The organism is Streptomyces iranensis (genome assembly GCF_017874715.1).
Lineage (GTDB): Bacteria > Actinomycetota > Actinomycetes > Streptomycetales > Streptomycetaceae > Streptomyces > Streptomyces iranensis.
In genome coordinates, this window is sequence record NZ_JAGGLR010000007.1 from 113,909 (window position 1) to 131,812 (window position 17,904).

At 73.1% G+C, this 17,904-nt stretch carries 9 protein-coding genes; 7 read left to right on the forward strand and 2 right to left on the reverse strand.

Annotated elements, in window-relative coordinates; all coding sequences use genetic code 11:
* Nucleotides 1–24: 24 nt before the first annotated feature.
* Nucleotides 25–6,660 (reverse strand): type I polyketide synthase, encoded by a 6,636-nt coding sequence (locus J2Z30_RS14170; protein WP_209468673.1) that lies wholly within the window; start codon nucleotides 6,658–6,660, stop codon nucleotides 25–27.
* 84 nt (nucleotides 6,661–6,744) lie between these two features.
* Nucleotides 6,745–8,091: a beta-ketoacyl synthase N-terminal-like domain-containing protein gene (locus tag J2Z30_RS14175; protein ID WP_209468674.1), complete on the reverse strand. Its 1,347-nt coding sequence runs from the start codon at nucleotides 8,089–8,091 to the stop codon at nucleotides 6,745–6,747.
* A 522-nt stretch (nucleotides 8,092–8,613) separates the two neighbouring features.
* Here J2Z30_RS14175 and J2Z30_RS14180 point away from each other — a divergent pair.
* From J2Z30_RS14180 to J2Z30_RS14210, 7 genes are all read left to right on the forward strand, one after another.
* Nucleotides 8,614–9,105 carry an Lrp/AsnC family transcriptional regulator gene (locus tag J2Z30_RS14180; protein ID WP_020866202.1) on the forward strand — a complete coding sequence of 164 codons (492 nt, stop codon included), beginning with the start codon at nucleotides 8,614–8,616 and terminating at the stop codon, nucleotides 9,103–9,105.
* Nucleotides 9,106–9,239: 134 nt separating this feature from the next.
* On the forward strand, nucleotides 9,240–10,049 hold the full coding sequence (ddaH, locus tag J2Z30_RS14185) for a dimethylargininase (protein WP_044567819.1): 810 nt from the start codon (nucleotides 9,240–9,242) through the stop codon (nucleotides 10,047–10,049).
* Nucleotides 10,049–11,320: an ornithine--oxo-acid transaminase gene (rocD, locus tag J2Z30_RS14190; RefSeq protein WP_245387990.1), complete on the forward strand. Its 1,272-nt coding sequence runs from the start codon at nucleotides 10,049–10,051 to the stop codon at nucleotides 11,318–11,320. The genes ddaH and rocD overlap by 1 nt, the downstream gene beginning before the upstream one ends.
* A 309-nt stretch (nucleotides 11,321–11,629) precedes the next feature.
* Nucleotides 11,630–12,226 (forward strand): putative antibiotic biosynthesis monooxygenase, encoded by a 597-nt coding sequence (locus tag J2Z30_RS14195; protein WP_044567820.1) that lies wholly within the window; start codon nucleotides 11,630–11,632, stop codon nucleotides 12,224–12,226.
* 78 nt (nucleotides 12,227–12,304) lie between these two features.
* On the forward strand, nucleotides 12,305–14,611 hold the full coding sequence (pabB, locus tag J2Z30_RS14200) for an aminodeoxychorismate synthase component I (protein WP_063790854.1): 2,307 nt from the start codon (nucleotides 12,305–12,307) through the stop codon (nucleotides 14,609–14,611).
* Nucleotides 14,612–14,637: 26 nt separating this feature from the next.
* Nucleotides 14,638–16,239 carry an AMP-binding protein gene (locus J2Z30_RS14205; RefSeq protein ID WP_044580906.1) on the forward strand — a complete coding sequence of 534 codons (1,602 nt, stop codon included), beginning with the start codon at nucleotides 14,638–14,640 and terminating at the stop codon, nucleotides 16,237–16,239.
* Between the two features lie 74 nt (nucleotides 16,240–16,313).
* On the forward strand, nucleotides 16,314–17,903 hold the full coding sequence (locus J2Z30_RS14210) for a class I adenylate-forming enzyme family protein (protein WP_044567821.1): 1,590 nt from the start codon (nucleotides 16,314–16,316) through the stop codon (nucleotides 17,901–17,903).
* Nucleotide 17,904: the final 1 nt, after the last annotated feature.

Here is a 17,904-nt window from a genome sequence, read left to right on the forward strand (position 1 = left end):
CGCCGTAGCCATCCCACGGTCCCGTCAGCCCGGGGCACCCAGCCGCTCCTCCGGCCGGTCGGCCGGATCGAGCTCCAGCTGCTGGGCGAGCCCGGCGGCCAGGGCCTCCACGGTCGGATGCCGCCAGACGAAGTTGCCCGCGAGCTTGATGCTCAGCCCCGCCTCCAGCCGTACCCGCAGCTCCATGGCGAGCAGCGAGTCGAAGCCCAGCGACTTGAGCGGGGTCCGCGGATCGAGGGTGGTGCCGCTGAGCCGCAGCACGGCTCGGATGTGCCCGGTCAGATAGGACTCCAGCGCGGTGCGGCGGGCCGGACCGGCCGGGAGGGCGGCCAGCCGGGCGCGGATGTCGTCGGTGCTCTCCCGGCCGGCCGCCGGGGCGTCGTCGCCTGGGAGCAGCGGGGCGAACAGCGAGGACCGGCGGCCGGTGGCGGGGATCCAGGTGGCCGGTTCGCCGGGGATCACCCCGGTCTGCACCCGCCGATGGGCCAGCAGGGCGCCGAGCGCGCGCAGCCCCTCGTCCGTGGGGATGGTCTGGTAGCCGCGGTCGGCGAAGCCGGTGGCCACTCCGGTCTCGCCCCACGGGCCCCAGTTGACCGCGAGGGTGGGCAGGCCGCGTGCCGAGCGCCAGGCGGCGAAGCCGTCCAGCCAGGCGTTGGCGGCCGCGTAGGCGCCCTGTCCGGCGTTGCCGAGCAGGGAGGCCATCGAGGAGTACACCGCGAACCAGTCGAGCCGGTGCCCCTCGGTGGCCTGGTGCAGCCGCCACGCCCCGGTGACCTTCGGCGCCCATACGCGGCGCAGCTGGTCCTCGCGGATGTTGGCCACGGCCGCGTCGTCGAGGACCATCGCGGAGTGGACGACGCCGTGCGGGGACGCCCCCTCGTCGGCGGTAGCGGCGGCCATCAGCCGCTCGGCCGTGTCCGGGCGGGCGATGTCGCCGGTGACGACGGTGATCCTGGTGCCCGCGGCGGAGAGCTCGGCGAGCGTCCGCGCGGCGGCGCCGACCGGTGCGGTCCGTCCGTTGAGCACCAGGTGGCCCGCGCCCTGCCGGGCCAGCCAGCGGGCGGTGGCGAGCCCGAGGCCGCGCAGGCCGCCGGTGACGATGTACGTCCCGCCGTCCCGCACCGTGCGGGGTCCGTCGGGCAGCACCGCGTCGACCTGGCCCTCCTGCGGGATGGTCAGCACGAGTTTGCCGATGTGGCGGGCGCCGGCCATCTGCCGGAACGCATCGGTGACCTCCGCGAGCGGATAGGTGGTGCAGCGCAGTGGCTTGAGGCGGCCCTCGCCGATCGCGGTGAGCACCTCGCGCAGCATCGCCGCGTACTCCCGCGGGCGGTCCAGCTGAAGCTCCCTGAGGTCCACGGTGGAGAACGTGATGTTGTGGCGCAGCGGGGAGAGTCCGAGCGGTGCGTCGGAGAGGATGTCGCGGACGCCGAGTTCGACGAAGCGGCCGAAGGGGCGCAGACACTCGAGCCCGGCCCGGATGGCCGCCCCGGAGAGGGAGTTGAGCACCACGTCGACACCCTCGCCTCCGGTGGCCGCCATGACCTCGTCACGGAAGTCCAGCGACCGGGAGTCCATCACCCGGGCGACGCCCATCCCCCGCAGGAAGCGCCGCTTCTCCTCGCTGCCCGCCGTGGCCAGCACCTCGGCGCCCAGCAGCCGGGCCACCGCGATCGCGGCCAGCCCGGTGCCGCCGGTGGCCGAGTGGATCAGCACCCGCTCCCCCGCGCTCACCCGGCCGATGTGGCGCAGCGCGTACCAGGCGGTGAGGAAGGCGATCGGCAGCCCGGCGGCGGTGTGCGGGTCGAGGCCCTCGGGGAGGGGCGCGGTGCGGTCGGCGGGGACGACGGTGAAGGAGCCGAAGGCGCCGCCGTGCACATCGGCGGCCACCACCCGGTCACCGGCACGGAGGTGGTCGACGCCGGGTCCCACCGCGCTCACCTCGCCCGCGCATTCGAAGCCGAGCCGGTAGCGGATGTCCTCGTCGCCGGGGAGCAGGCCCATGGCGGTGAGGACGTCACGGAAGTTCAGCCCCGCGGCGAGCACCCGCAGTTCCACCTCACCGGGTCCGGGCGGGCGGCGGGGGGTGGTGGTGAGCTCCAGGCTGCCGAGGTCGCCGAGGCGGCCGGCGCGCAGCCGGAAGCCGTCGGTGCCGCAGCGCGCGGTGCGGGCGGCGGCGGTGGTGCGCTCGGTGTCGGTGAGGGGCGCGTGGTCCAGTTCGGCGGTGTAGCGGGCTCCGTCGCGCAGTGCGATCTCGTCCTCGGGGCCGTCGGCGAGGAGTTCGGCGGCGAGGGTGTCCGCGAGCTGGTCCGGGGCGGCCGGGTCGGTGTCCACCGAGGTGGCCCGCAGCTCGGGGTGTTCCAGGGCGAGCACCCGCAGAAGTCCGCGGAGCGCGCTCTGTCCGGGGTCGGCCAGGTCGCCGGGGGTCACGGTACGGGCGCCCGAGGTGGCGGCGTAGAGGCGGGGCGGTTCGGGGAAGCGGGCGGTGAGTGCCTGGGCGGCGGCGAGCAGCCGGCGGGTGCGGCGCAGCCCGTCCTCCGCGCCACCCTCGGCGGGGTGCGGGCCACCCCCGGCGGAGTGCGGGGCGCCCCCGGCGGAGTGCGGGGCGCCCCCGGCGGGATGCGCGCCACCCTCAGCGGAGTGCGGGCCACCCCCGGCGGGATGCGCGCCACTCCCGGCGGGGTACGCACCACCCTCAGCGGAGTGCCCGCCACCCCCGGCAGGATGCGCGCCACCCTCAGCGGAGGGCCCTCCACCCCCGGCAGGAAGCGCGCCGCCCCCGGCGGGGTGCGGGCCGCCCTCGGCGGGGTGCGCGCCGCACACGGCGGGTTGCGGGCCGCACACGAACACTACGGCGCGCGGCCTTTCCCCGGGGCGGGTGAGCCGGTTGGTGAGGGCGTCGCGGAACACGTCGAGCCTCTGGTCGGACAGGGGCAACTCCCACACCCGGGCGGTGGCACCGGCGGCGCGCAGGGCGGCGGCCAACGGGCGGGCGGTGCCGTCCGCCTCCCCGACGATCAGCCACCGTCCAGGGGGCCGGGTGGCCGGGGGCCGGGCGGCGCGCCGCCAGCCGACCTCGAGGAACCACTGGTCGGCCTCGGCCGCACGCTCCACGGCCCGGTGGACGATACGCAGCCCGTCGACGGCCAGGACCGGCCGACCCTCCGCGTCGAGCAGGCGGACGTGGCCGATGGTGGCTCCGGGGGCGGTCTCGGCGAGCCGGGCGTGGCAGTACACGGCGGTCTCGGGGTCGCCGAGGACGCGTACGCATCGCATCCGCGCGGGGAGCAGCAGCCGCCGGTCGCCCTCGTCGAGCAGTCCGGCGACGAGGAGTTGCGCGCACAGGTCGACCAGGACGGGGTGGACACGCAGCCCGTGTCCGGGCTCACGGGCGGCCTCGGGGATCCGCACCCGGGCCCAGAAGCTGTTGCCGTGGCGGGAGGCGGACACCTCGGTTATGCCCTGGAAGGCCGGTCCGTGTGCCACGCCCCGGGCCCGCAGATCGGCGTACAGCGCTTCGGCCTCGATGGGCACGGGATGGCGCAGGGCGAGGGTACGGACGGAGGCGGCGCGGGAACGGGGCGGTACGGCGAGTCTGCGGAGCACCGCGGTGGCCTGCCGCACCCAGGCGCCGTCCTCGTCGCGTCCGAAGATCTCGCATTCGGCGCGGTCGGCGGCGGCGAGGGTCACCGTGGTGGACAGGTCGGTGTGGTCGGCGAGCCGCAGCAGCTCACGGAAGTGCAGATCGGTGACCTCGACCTCCTCGGGCCCGGCGCCGAACACCTCGCAGGCGGCGGTGAGCGCGAGGGCGTAGGAGGCCGCGCCGGGCAGGACGGGGGCGCCGTGCACCCGGTGGTCGTCGAGCCAGGGCAGGGCCGCGGTGCCGGTGCGGGCGCGCCAGGAGTGGCGGACGGGTTCGCCGGGCACCTCGAGGTGCGCGCCGGGGAGCGCACCGGCCGAGGCGGTATCGGCGGGGGCGGGGAGCGGGGCGTCGGCCCAGTGGCGGGTGCGGTCGAAGGTGATGGGCGGTACGTCGGCGAGTGCCGCGTCCGCGTACAGCGCGGACCAGTCGACGGGGACACCCGCGCAGTGCAGCGCGGCCAGCTGGGTCCGGAAGGTGGTCGGCTCGTCCGCCTCGCGGCGGAGTGTGGGCAGACCGACGGGGTCCTCCACCAGACCGGCGAGACCGGCCAGGACGGGGTGGGTGATGACCGGGTGGGGGGAGATCTCGACGTACACCAGGTGGCGGTCGGCCGCCGCGGCGGCGACGGCCGCGGAGAACCGGACCGGGTGGCGCAGATTGGCGCACCAGTAGTCGGCGTCGAAGGCGGGCGGGGTGTGCGGATCGTCCAGGACGGTGGTGTAGAAGGGCATCGCTGGGCGCCGGGGTTCGAGGTCGGCGAGGGCGGTGCGCAGATCGGCCAGGAGCGGGTCCACCTGGGGCGAGTGCGAGGCGACGTCCACGGCGATCGGCGCGGCGGGGACGGAGCGGGCCTGCCAGCCGGCGACGAGCCGTTCGATGTGTGCGGTGTCCCCGGCCACCACCGTGGAGCCGGGTGCGGCCATCACGGCCACGGTGACGGCTTCGGCGACGCCCCCGCTGTCGAGTTCGGCCTGCACCTCGTCGGCGCCGAGGCCCACCGTGGCCATGGCACCGTTTCCGGCGACACGGGTGAGCAGCGCGGAGCGGCGGCAGATCACCTTGGCCCCGTCGGCGAGGGAGAGCGCCCCGGCCACCACGGCGGCGGCGACCTCGCCCATGGAGTGGCCGATGACCCCGGCGGGCTCCACGCCGTGGGCGCGCCAGGTGGCGGCGAGCGCGGTCTGGAGGGCGAACAGCACGGGCTGCACCCGGCCGCAGCCGGTCACCGGCGCACCGCGGCGGACGATGTCGAGCACCGAGAATCCGGACTCGGCGGCGATGAGGGCGTCGGCCTCGGCGAGCGCCTCGGCGAAGACCGGTTCGGTCTCCAGCAGCCGCCGTCCCATGCCGGGCCACTGGGAGCCCTGCCCGGAGAACACCCAGATCGGCCGGCGGGAGACCGCGGCGCCCACGGCGCCGCTCACCACGGCGGGGTGGGCCTGCCCGTCGGCGAACGCCCTCAGGGCGCCCACGAGTTCGGCGCGCGAGGCGGTGGTGACGCCGAGCCGCCCACGACCGGCGCCACGGCGCAGCGCCAGGGTGTGGGCGATGTCGCGCAGCGGGGTGTCCGCGCCGTCGCCCTCCAGCCAGTCGGCCATCCGGCGGGCGGCGCCGGGCAGCACGGCCGGGGAGCCCGCGGGGACGAGGAACACCTGCGGAACGGCGGAAGTGGCGGGCCGGGGGCGGGGCGGGGCGGGACGGGACACGGGGGCGGGCGGTTGTTCCAGGACCACATGGGCGTTGGTTCCGGAGAAGCCGAAGGAGGACACCGCGGCCAGCCGGGGGCCGGTCCGCACCGGCCAGAGGGTGAGCTCGCGAGGGATGAAGAAGCGGGTTCCCTCGGCGGCGATGGCGGGATTCCACTGGGTGAAGTGCAGATTGGGCGGGATGAGTCCACGGCCCAGGCAGAGCACGGCCTTGATCAGCCCGGTGACACCGGCGGCGGGCTCCAGATGGCCCAGGTTGGTCTTGACCGAGGCCAGGGCGCAGCGGTCCCGGCCGGTGCCGTAGACCTGCGCGAGGCTGGTGAATTCGACCGGGTCGCCGACGGGGGTGCCGGTGCCGTGGGCCTCGACCATGCCGACGTCGGCGGCGTCGACCCCGGCGCGGCCGAGCGCCTCCTCGTACAGGGCGCGCTGGGCGGCGGCCGAGGGCGCGGCGAGCCCGTCGGAGTGGCCGTCCTGGTTGACGGCCGAGCCGCGCAGCACGGCCAGGATCCGGTCCCCGTCGCGCAGCGCGTCGGTGAGGCGTTTGAGGACGACGATGCCGCAGCCCTCGCCGCGGACGAAGCCGTCGGCGGCGGCGTCGAAGGCGTGGCAGTGGCCGGTGTGCGAGAGCATGCCCATCCGGTCGAACGAGCGGGTGATCCGCGGCTCGAACATCAGGGTGACCCCGCCGGCCAGGGCCAGATCGCACTCCCCCGCGCGCAGCGCCTGGACGGCCAGGTGGACGGCGACCAGGGAGGACGAGCACGCGGTGTCCAGGGCCACCGACGGGCCGTGGAGGCCGAGGAGGTAGGAGATCCGGCCGGTGGCCACGCAGTGCCCGTTGGCCAGGGCGGAGCCCTCCAGCTCGCGGGGGTGCCGGTCGAGCCGGTTCATGTAGTCGTTGTAGCTGAGCCCGGCGAAGACGCCGGTGGCGGTGGAGCCGAGCCGGTCGGGTGGCATTCCGGCGTGTTCCAGGGCCTCCCAGACCACTTCCAGCAGCAGCCGGTGCTGGGGGTCGAGGACATCGGCCTCGCGTCCGGAGACGCCGAAGAAGTCGGCGTCGAAGCCGGCCACATCGCGCAGATATCCGCCGCGTACGGGCGGCGCGGAGGCGGGGCGGGCGGTCGTGGCGGGGTCGGCCGCCCAGAGCGCGGCGCGCTCGGCGGGCGGTTCGCCGACGGCGTCGCGTCCGTCGGCCAGCAGCCGCCACAGGGCGGCGGGTGAGTCGGTGTCACCGGGGAGCCGGCAGCCCATGCCGACGATGGCGATGCGGCCGGGGGACCGGCCGGGGGCAGGAGTGTGCTGACGCATCGGGGTCTCCGTGGGTGGTGCTCGGCCCGGGGTGTGGGCCGTGAGGGGCCGTGGGGTGGAGATCGCCGCGGGGGTCGAACGGACTCAGGTGGCGTCCGGGCCGCCCAGCAGCATCGCGTGCTTCACGCCACCGATCTGGTAGTTGAAGCTGAGCGCGTGGTCGAAGTCGAGGGGACGGGTGCGGGTGCCGGGGACGGGGTCGAAGGGGAGCCCGTCCACGGGCTGTTCGCAGTTGGCGGTGGGGCACACCTCGCCGAACTCCATCATCATCAGGGTCAGGGCGAGGCCGAGGCAGCCGGCGGGTGAGCCGTGGTGGCCGAAGCATCCCTCCTGGGAGGACATCAGCACGGTGGGGTCGGGGCCGTAGAGCTCCCTGATGGTGTTGGCCTCCAGGGCGGTGACGGCCGCGCCGCCGTCGCTGGCGCCATTGATGTACGGCACCTGCTCGATCCGCCAGCGGTCGCCCAGGCAGAGGCGTACGGCCCTGGCGAGCTGCGCGCCGGAGTCGTCGGCCGCGAGTGGGTTGGCCAGGCCGTCGCGGGTCATGGCGGCGGCGAGCACCTGGCCGTAGAGGTGGGCGCCGCGGCGCGCGGCGTGCTCCCTGCTCTCCAGGACCACGGTGGCGGATCCCTCACCGTGGTTGATGCAGTCCGCGCGCCGGTCGTAGGGGCGCATCAGGGAGTCGAAGGACGGCAGCAGATCGGGCATTCCGGCGGCATCCATGCCGTCGTAGGCGTGCTGGGCGCCGTGCAGCAGCCGCTGGCCCTTCTGGATCAGGTCGACGTTGAAGACGTCGACGCCGGTCACCACCGCGAGGTCGGTCTCACCGGTCGCGATGAGGCGGCGGGCGTTGCCGATCTGTACGGCGGCGGAGGAGCAGCCGCAGGAGACGGTGAAGCAGGGGCCGACGGTCCGGGTCAGTGCGCCCTGGACGACGGCCACGTCGGAAGGGGACACGGCCTGTTCGGCGGCGACGAACATCTCCAGGGCGTCGAGGGTGGTGGCGGAGTCGGGGTCGATGCCCAGCAGGGTGAGATAGCTGTCCACATTGGCGTCCACGCTGCCGCGGCCGACGAGCAGGGCCGCCTCGCCCAGCTCACCCGCGGCCAGGTCGAGTTCGGCGTCGGCACACGCCTCGACGAGGGAGACCAGGCCGTAGCGGTGGGCGTTGGTGTAGTGGCGGGAGAAGAATTCGGGGATGTCGGGGAGGCGCTCCTCGAACTGCTCGGCGCTCAAATGGACCGAGCCGTAGTGGCTGTCGTGCCGGTCGAGGACGGTACGGCCGTGGGAGGCGATGTCCCACACCTGGGCCGCGGTGAAGACGGGTTCGGCGCCGCCTGGGAGGCAGAAACCCAGGCCGGTGACGACGGCGTCCCGTGGGTTTCCGGGGCCCCCGGAGGCCGGCCGGGGTGGGTGCCGGCGCGGGCTCACGACGCCCTGCCGGATCTGAGGAGGGTCATGACGGTGGTCCCTTTCGCTCACACCGGAGTACGGGGCCGCCGGTACGGCGAGTCGCCGAATGCACGGTGAGACCGCCGGTGTTCCGGAATCGGTTCATGGTGAATTCGGCGCGTGCGGCGCGGCGTTGGACGTACTCGAAGCCTTTCCCCGTTGGATGGTGAGTCGTCTCCGTCGGGAGAGCCGTCATCGTCCGGAAAGGACAGGTGGAATAGTTGACGCTACGCCTGGAGGGACAGGGGCCGGTAGGTGGTGTCGTATCACCGCGGTGGATTCGGCCGTTCCGGCGCACCGCCCTTGTACCCCCGGAGCCCATGCCGCGCGACCCCGGAGAAAAGGGGGCTCGTGCCCCGGTTCACGCCCCCTCTTGTGGAATCTTTCTGAAAGAGCGTAGAGAAAAGGACGCCTCAGGCACTCACTGAGTATGGGGCGGTTTTGAGCACAGGGAAGAGGTCCCTTCACGGAGGGGGCGAAAGACGCAAAGGGTGGTAGATGATGACACATCAGTCCGTACCGTTCGACGATCTGGACCGCAAAATCGTTGCGGCGCTGGTCGCCAACGCCAGGACCAGCTTCACGGAGATCGGCGCCGCGATCGGGCTCTCGGCCTCCGCGGTCAAGCGCCGCGTCGACCGGATGCGGGAGACCGATGTGATCACCGGCTTCACCACCACCGTGCGCCCGGCCGCCCTCGGCTGGCGGACCGAGGCATATGTCGAGGTGTACTGCGACAGCGCCGCGCCACCCCGGCGCCTCGCGGAGGTCGTGCGCAACTATCCGGAGATCATCGCGGCCATGACGGTGACCGGCGGCGCGGACGCCCTGCTGCATGTCATGGCCACCGATGTGGAGCATTTCGAGGAGGTGCTGGAGCGCATCCGGGCCGAGCCCTTCGTCCGCCAGACGATCAGCTACATGGTCCTGTCGCACCTGCTCACGGGCAGTGCGGAGGCCGGCGCGGCCCCTCCCGCGACCGCGACGCAATGAACCGCCGCGAACCGGCCTCCGCACGCAGCATTGGTGCGCCGACGCGCAGTTTTCTTTTCTTGTCTCCCCTCTCCTCCGCTTTCTACCGTTGATTCATCCCCCCGGTCGCCCGCGGAAGCGAGAGGAATCCTCCGTTGCCCCTTACGCGTGTGCCGCGCCCCAGGCGCTTCCTGACCTGTGCCCCCAGATACTTCGATGTGCGGTATGCCATCAATCCCTGGATGCGTGAGGACACCGAGGTCGACACCGACCTCGCCCAGACGCAATGGGAGACCCTGATCCGCGCCTACCGCGACCACGGTCATCGGGTCGAATTCATCGAACCGGTGGCGGGGCTGCCGGACATGGTGTTCGCGGCGAACGCGGCCCTCGTCCTGGAGGGCCGGGTCTTCGGCTCACGATTCCACGCACCGCAGCGCCGGCCGGAACAGCTCGCCTACGAACGGTGGTTCAAGACGGCGGGATTCGACGTCCATCCGCCGGAATCGGTGTGCGAGGGCGAGGGCGACCTGGTGCCGGCCGGGCCCTATGTCCTGGCGGGCACCGGCTTCCGCACCACCCGGGCGGCCCATCAGGAGGTACAGGAGTTCTTCGGGGTGCCGACCATCAGCCTGCTGCTGGTGGACCCGTACTTCTACCACCTGGACACCGCGCTGTTCGTCCTCGACGACCGGAACATCGCCTACTACCCGGAGGCGTTCTCGCCCGGCAGCCGTGAGGTGCTGGGGCGGCTCTACCCCGACGCGCTGATCGCCACCCGCGACGACGCCATGGCCTTCGGGCTCAACTCCGTCTCCGACGGCCGCCATGTCTTCGTGGCGCCCCAGGCCACCGGGCTCATCGACCAGCTCACCGACCGCGGTTACGTCCCCGTCCCCGTCGACCTGTCGGAACTGCTCAAGGCCGGCGGGGGCATCAAGTGCTGCACACAGGAGATCCGCTGATGACCGCCACCACCCCCATCGCCTCCGACTCCACCGCCTCCGGTTCCGGCGCGGCCGTGGCGAACGGCGCGGCTCGCTCCTCGCAGGAGCTGATCCGCGCCGAGGAGACCTCGCTCGCGCACAACTACCACCCGCTGCCCGTGGTCGTCGCCGGCGCCGAGGGCGCTTGGGTCCGGGACGTCGAGGGGCGCCGCTATCTGGACATGCTGGCCGGGTACTCCGCCCTCAACTTCGGCCACCGCCACCCGGCGCTGATCGAGGCCGCCCACCGCCAGCTCGACCAGCTCACGCTGACCTCCCGGGCCTTCCACAACGACCGGCTGGCCGGGTTCGCCGAGGGGGTGGCGGAGCTCACCGGGCTCTCCATGGTGCTGCCGATGAACACCGGCGCGGAGGCGGTGGAGAGCGCCATCAAGGTCGCCCGCAAGTGGGCGTACGAGGTGAAGGGCGTCGCCCCGGACCAGGCCACCATCGTGGTGGCGGCCGACAACTTCCACGGCCGCACGACGACGATCGTCGGATTCTCCACCGACCCCGTGGCCCGCGACGGCTTCGGGCCGTTCGCCCCGGGCTTCCGCGTCGTGCCGTACAACGACCTCGCGGCGCTGGAGGCCGCCGTCGACGAGACCACGGCGGCGGTCCTCATCGAGCCCATCCAGGGCGAGGCGGGCGTCGTCATCCCCGATGACGGCTATCTGCGCGGGGTGCGCGAGCTGACCCGGCGCACCGGGACGCTGTTCATCGCCGATGAGATCCAGTCCGGCCTGGGCCGCACCGGCACCACGCTGGCCGTCGAACACGAGTCGGTGATGCCGGATGTGCTGCTGCTCGGCAAGGCGCTGGGCGGCGGCATCGTGCCGGTGTCGGCGGTGGTGGCCGACCGTGCAGTGCTCGGGGTGCTGCGCCCCGGCGAGCACGGCTCCACCTTCGGCGGCAACCCGCTGGCCGCGGCGGTCGGCTCGGCCGTGGTCGATCTGCTGCGCACCGGCGAACTCCAGCGCCGGGCACGGGAGTTGGGCGAGGTGCTGAGGGACGGGCTGGCCGCGCTGACCGGCAAGGGCGTCGTGGGGTACCGCTGCCGCGGGCTGTGGGCCGGCGTCGACGTCGACCCCGCGCTCGGCACCGGCCGTGAGGTGAGCGAGCGGCTGATGGCCGAGGGGATCCTGGTCAAGGACACCCATGGTTCGACGATCCGGCTGGCACCGCCGCTGACCATCACCCGTGAGGAGCTGGAGGGGGCGCTGGCGGCGCTGGAGAAGGTACTCGGCTGACAGAGGAGACGCAGCCGATCGAGCTGATCGATTGATCGAAACCATGAAGCGCCGGGCCGCATTACGTTTCATACGGCCCGGCGCTTCCCCATGTTCAATCCCGCTCGGAGATTCTTTATCGGCGACCCCCGCGCGGCCCTGCCAGAACCTCGAACCGTAGGTAACGCCCAGGTCACGGCGGCCTTTCCGGGTTTTTATGTACGTTGTTGAGCATTCCACTGTTCCCGATCGCACGGTGTGGAACACTTCGTGTCATCTCGCCGGGCACAACAGGCGAAGGTAACGGCGCGGAAAGGAGTTGCGGCTGGAGTGGACAGAGAACCGGTCACGGTGACTGCCGCATACCGGGTGGAGCCCGGCCGCGAAAGCGAGTTCTATGCCTGGGCGATCGAGATGCTCAATGCCGCGGCAAGCCTTCCGGGATATCTCGGTGGCGGGGTGATGGGATCCGGTTCGACCTCCTCGGAGTGGCACGTCCTCTACCGGTTCGAGGCGGAAGGCCCGGCTCGGGCATGGGATTCCTCACTGGAGCGGGCACGATTGGCGTCCCGTACCGGGCCCTTCATCGAGGAAAAGGGAACGCAGCGCACCTCGGGACTGGAGAACTGGTTCAAAGGGCCGGTGCGGCCACTGCCGCCACCACCCAAATGGAAGCTGTGGCTGGTGAATCTGAGCGCGGTCTTCCCTCCGGTTCTCATCTTCAATGTGCTGGTGATCCCGTTCATCAAGGACGCCAATTTCCTGCTGCGGACCCTGGCCTTGTGTCTCGGTGTGACCGCGATGGTGACCTGGCTGGTCATGCCGCGGCTGCAGCGGCTTCTCAAGAAGTGGCTCTACCCGCCGCTTCAGTCGATACGAGGACGTCACAGGCGGATGGCGGTCGACGGCCCACGCGCTCGCCGGTAGGTGAGCGGGGCGTCGCGGCCCGAGGGCCGGGGCGGGTGATACCCGGTCGGTTTTCTCATCGCAAGGAGGCAAATCCGGATGGAATCGCTGAGGACACTCCTCGTCGATCATTACGACTCGTACACGTACAACCTCTTTCATCTGCTGACCGAGGTCAACGGCGAGGAACCGGAGGTGCTTCTGCATGACGCGCCGGAGTGCGCGGACATCGATCTCTCCGCGTTCGACAACATCGTGCTCTCCCCCGGCCCCGGCCATCCGGCCGATCCCCGGGACTTCGGCGCCACCGCCCGGCTGATCGGGCGGTCGCCCATCCCCGTGCTGGGGGTGTGTCTGGGGCACCAGGGGATCGCGCTCGGCGCCCAGGCGCGGGTGGTGTCCGCGCCCGAGCCCAAGCACGGGCATCTGTCCCGGATCAAACACGGCGGGCGCGGACTGTTCCGCGGCCTTCCGCAGGACTTCACGGCCGTGCGCTATCACTCGCTGTGCGTGGCCGAGCCGCTGCCGCTGGGACTGCAGGGCATCGCCTGGTCGGAGGACGGTGTGCTGATGGGGCTGCGGCACCGGGCCCGGCCACTGTGGGGCGTCCAGTTCCACCCGGAGTCGGTGCTGACCGGATACGGCCACCGCATGCTCGGCAACTTCCGTGATCTGACCATTGAGCACGCCAACGGCGAGTCGGTGACCTCCACCGTGACCACCGCCTCCGCCGAGGAGCCGCGCCGCGCCCGTACGGCCCGCAAGGCGGCGGAAGCGGCCAAGACGGCCACCGCGCCGGACTCCCCGCCCATCCCCGAGGCGGACCCCCGAACCGAACTGGCCCGGCCCGCGCCCAGGAACGAAGCTCCGGCCCAGCCGCCCCCGGCGGGCCCCGGCTACCGGCTGCACGCCCGGTGGCTGGCCGACGCCACGGACACCGAGGCGGCCTTCACCCGGCTGTACGCCGAGGCGCCGCACGCGTTCTGGCTCGACAGCTCGCGCGCCGAGTCCGGCGAGGCCCGCTTCTCCTTCCTCGGGGACGGCACGGGCCCGCTCGCCGAGTTCGTCCGCTACGACACCGACACCGGCGTGTGCGAGGTCGAGCGGGCGGGACGGCCCGCCGTCCGGGTCGAGGGCGGTGTCTTCGACCACCTCAAGCGGGAGCTGACCCGCCGCCGGGTCAAGGCCCCCGATCTGCCCTTCGACTTCACCGGCGGCTATGTGGGCTACTTCGGCTACGAGCTCAAGGCCGACTGCGGCTCCCCCAACCGCCACCGGGCCACCACCCCGGACGCCTGCTGGCTCTTCGCCGACCGGTTCGTCGCCGTCGACCACCAGGAGGGCGTCACCTACATCTGCTGCCTCACCGAGGACACCCCCGACGGCCACCGGGAGGCGAAGGACTGGCTGGACACCACCGTGACCGTGCTCAGCGGGGTGCCGACGCTCACCGGACCCGCCCCGCAACCGCCCGCCCTCGCCACCACGGCCGCCGTGGAGCCCTGGCTGGTGCGGGACCGGGAGCGGTATCTGGCCTCGATCGAGGCGTGTCTGCGGGAGCTGCGCGCCGGGGTGAGCTATGAGATCTGCCTGACCAACTCCGCCTGGCTGCCCGCCCCCAGCGACTCTTACGCCTTCTACCGGGCCCTGCGGCGGTTCAACCCGGCGCCGTACGCCGCCTATCTGCGGTTCGACGGCACCGATGTGGCCTGCGCCTCCCCCGAGCGCTTTCTGCGCATCACCCCCGACGGCACCGCCGAGGCCAAGCCGATCAAGGGCACCGCCCCGCGCGGCCGGAACCCGGAGAAGGACGCGCGGGCGCTGGCCGCCCTCGCCTCCAGCCCCAAGGCCCGCGCCGAGAACCTGATGATCGTGGATCTGCTCCGCAACGACCTGGGGCGGGTGTGCGCGTCGGGCAGTGTGTACGTGCCGCGGCTGATGAACACCGAGACCTACGCCACCGTCCACCAGCTGGTCTCCACCGTGCGCGGCCGGCTGCGCCCGGAGATCACCTCCGTCGACTGCGTCCGGGCCTGTTTCCCGGGCGGCTCCATGACCGGCGCCCCCAAGCTGCGCACGCTGGAGATCATCGACTCGCTGGAGACCGAGGCCCGCGGTGTGTACTCCGGAGCGCTCGGCTACCTCAGCTGCAACGGCGCGGCCGACCTCAACATCGTCATCCGCACGGCCGTGTTCACCGGCGGCCGGATGCACATCGGCGCGGGCGGCGCCATCGTCCTCGATTCCGATCCGGCCGAGGAGTACGAGGAGATGCTGCTGAAGACCGCCGCCACCATGCGCGCCTACCAGGCCGTGGAGCAAGCGTCCGGCGGGGAGATCGACGATCTGCTGGTGGCCGCCGCCGCGGCGCCGCCCGCCCCCGCGGCGAAGGAGCCCGGCCGGTGACCGCCGTATCGGTGTCCGCCCCGCCCATGCCCGTCGGGCCCACCGTCTCGGCCAATGTGGCGGCGCATCTCGCGGCGCTCGCGGACCGCCGCGGCTGGTCCGGCCGGGCCGCCTTTCTCGAGGGCCACCGGGTCTGGACCCACGGTGAGGTCCACGACCGCGCCGAGCGCGCGGCCACCGTACTGGCGGGCCGGGGAGTGGCGGCCGGTGACCGGGTGCTGCTGGCGTTACCCGACGGCATCATGTGGGTGACCACGTTCCTGGCCGCCGCCCGGCTGGGCGCCGTGGCGGTGCTGGTCAACCCCGCGCTCACCGCCGACGACCACCGCTTCATGGCCGAGGACTCGCGCGCCGCGCTGGCCGTCTCCGGCCCCGGTCTCCAGGACCACTTCGACGGCGTCCCCTGGCTCGGCCGCGACCAGCTGTCGGCCCTGACCGGTCCGCCCGCCACGCTGGGCTCGGCGGCCCCGGCCCCGGCGGCGGAGCCGGTGACGGCCGCCACCCCGCTGTACATCCAGTACACCTCCGGGACCACCGGCCGCCCCAAGGCGGTGGCACACGGCCATGGCGATGTGGCCGCCTATCACGACCTGGTCGGGCAGGAGGTGCTGGACATCGGCCCGGCGGACGTGTCGTTCTCGGTGTCCAAGCTGTTCTACGCCTACGGCTTCGGGAACGCCTTCGCCTTCCCCCTCTTCTCCGGGTCGGCCGCGGTGCTCACCGCGGACCGCCCCGGACCCGCCCTCATCGACGACCTCGTGGCCCGGCACCGGGTGACCCTGCTGTACTCGGTGCCGTCCTCGTACGCCGCGCTGGTGGACGAGCGCGGCACCGGCCACACGGCCTGCTTCACCTCCGTCCGCGCCGCGGTCAGCGCGGGCGAGGGACTGCCGCCCGCCCTCGGTGAACGGGTCGGTGAGCTGCTCGGCGCACCGGTGCTGGAGCAGATCGGCTCCACCGAGGCGGGCCACGCCTTCTGCGCCAACACGGTGTGGGACAACGCCCCCGGCACCCTCGGCCGTCCGGTGCCCCGCTTCGAGCTGGAGCTACGGGACGGCGCGGGCGCCGTGGTGGCGGACGGCGCCGACGGCTCGGCCGAGGGCGAGCTGTGGGTGCGGGGCCCGACGGTGGTCACCGGCCGCCCGGAGGACGGCGGTTGGCTCGCCACCCGGGACCGGGCCCGGCGCGGGCGCGACGGGACGTATCGCCATCTGGGCCGGGTGGACGACCTGGAGATGGTCGGCGGGATCACCGTGTCGCCGCTGGAGGTCGAGGAGGTGCTGCGGCAGCACCCGTCGGTACGGGAGGTGGCGGTGGCGGCCGTCCCCGACGAGCGGGGCGCGACCCGGCTGCGCGCCTATGTCGTACCGGCGGGTGGCCGGGCGGACGACGCGGGTGGCCGGGCGGACGGCCGGGACGGCTCGGGCAACCCGCGCGGACCGGACGGCCCGGACCGCCCGGACCGCCCGGCGGTGGACGAGGAGACGCTGACGGCCGATCTGATCGCGCTGGCCCGGCGGCGGCTCGCCGCCTACAAGGCGCCGCGCACCGTACGCCTGGTGGCCTCGCTGCCGCGCACCCCGACGGGGAAGCTGCGGCGCCATGTCGTCCGTACGGGCCGCTGGTGACGGGGCGAACCGGCTTGCCGGCCGCGCCCGAGCGCACGGCTCCCTGACCGACTTCGAACGATGAGGACCTCGATATGTTGCAGCGGCTTCTCCCCGAGCGCGGGTTCTATCTGGGGCTGATGTTCCAGGAGGCCGCGGCCCGGCACGGCAGGGTCAGGGTGACCCTGGACCGGCCACTGGACGTCGCCCCCGACGCCGGTACCGACCTCGGCTACACCGAACTGGCCGATCTGGTCGACGACCTGGCCGCCCGGCTGTGGTCGGCGGGGGTGCGCCCGAGTGAGCATGTGGCGATCCTCAAGGGCGACAACGTCGACATCGTGCTGCTGACCTGTGCCGTCTCCAGGATCGGCGCGGTGCCGGCGCTGCTGTCGCCCTCGCTGGACGGACAGGTGGCCGCGGTGCTGCTTGACCGGCTGCACGCCCCCTGGCTGATCACCGACCGGGCGACCCTGGAGTCCACGCTGAGCACGGTGGACACCACTCTGGCCCGGGGCGTGCTGACGGTGGACGAGGCGCCCGGGAACACCATCGCGCCGGCCGCGCTCGCCGGGGTGCCGCGCCGCCCGGCCATCCGGCTGCACCCGCGGGAGCCCTCGCTGATCACCCACAGCTCGGGGACCACCGGCATACCGAAGCTGGCCGTGCACTGCCCGCACACCATGTGGAACCGGCTGGCGCCCCAGCAGGCGCTGGGCCGCGCCACCCGTGGGGAGGCGGCCGCGCTGCACATGTCGTTCGTCCACTCCCGCTTCTACCATCTGCTGGGCGTACTGCTGCACTTCGGCAGCCCGCTGCTGCTGCTCGTCGACCCCGACCCGGCCCACGCCGGCCCGCTGCTGGCGGCGCATCGCCCCGGCATCGTGGAGACGCATCCCAACACCTATGTGCTGTGGGAGGACCTGGCCGACGCGCCGAACGGCCCGCTGTCCAACGTCCGGGCGTACGGCTCCACCTTCGACGCCATCCACCCCCGTACGGTGCGGCGGCTGCTCGCCGCGTCCCAGCGCCGCGACCCCCGGCTGATGCAGCTGTACGGGCAGAGCGAGACCGGGCCCGTCGCCTTCGGCTGGTACACCCGGCGGGGCGCGGACCGGGTGGAGGCACGGCGGGTGGGCACCGGCATCCCCGGGTTCACCCGGATCCGGGTGGTGGACGAGCGGGGCCGCAAGTGCCCGCCGGGTGCGACGGGGGCCATCGAGGCGCGCACCCGCGGCCGGATCCTCACCTATCTGGGCGCGCCGGAGAGTTACGCCCGGCAGGTGGACCGAGGCTGGTGGCGGATGGGCGACATGGGCTACCGCGACCGGTGGGGCGCGCTGTATCTGCTGGACCGCGAGGTGGACCAGATCTCCACCGTGGACAGCACGCTGGAGGTGGAGGACGAGCTGCTGTCGCGGTTCGCCGACCTCCGGGAAGTGATCATCGTCCACGGTCCGGGGCGCGAACCGGTACCGGTGGTGTGCACCCGGGGGAACGAGCCGCTGGACCCCGACAGCTGGCGGCGGGCGACCGGGGACCTCCCGGCGCTTGCCGAGCCGGTGCAGTGCCGCTTCGAGGATCTGCCGCGCACCGCCACCTGGAAGATCAAGCGGCTGGAGATCGCCCGGCAGCTCGCCGCGGGTGAGCTGCCCACCCTGTCCACCGCACCGGTCGGTGGCTGAC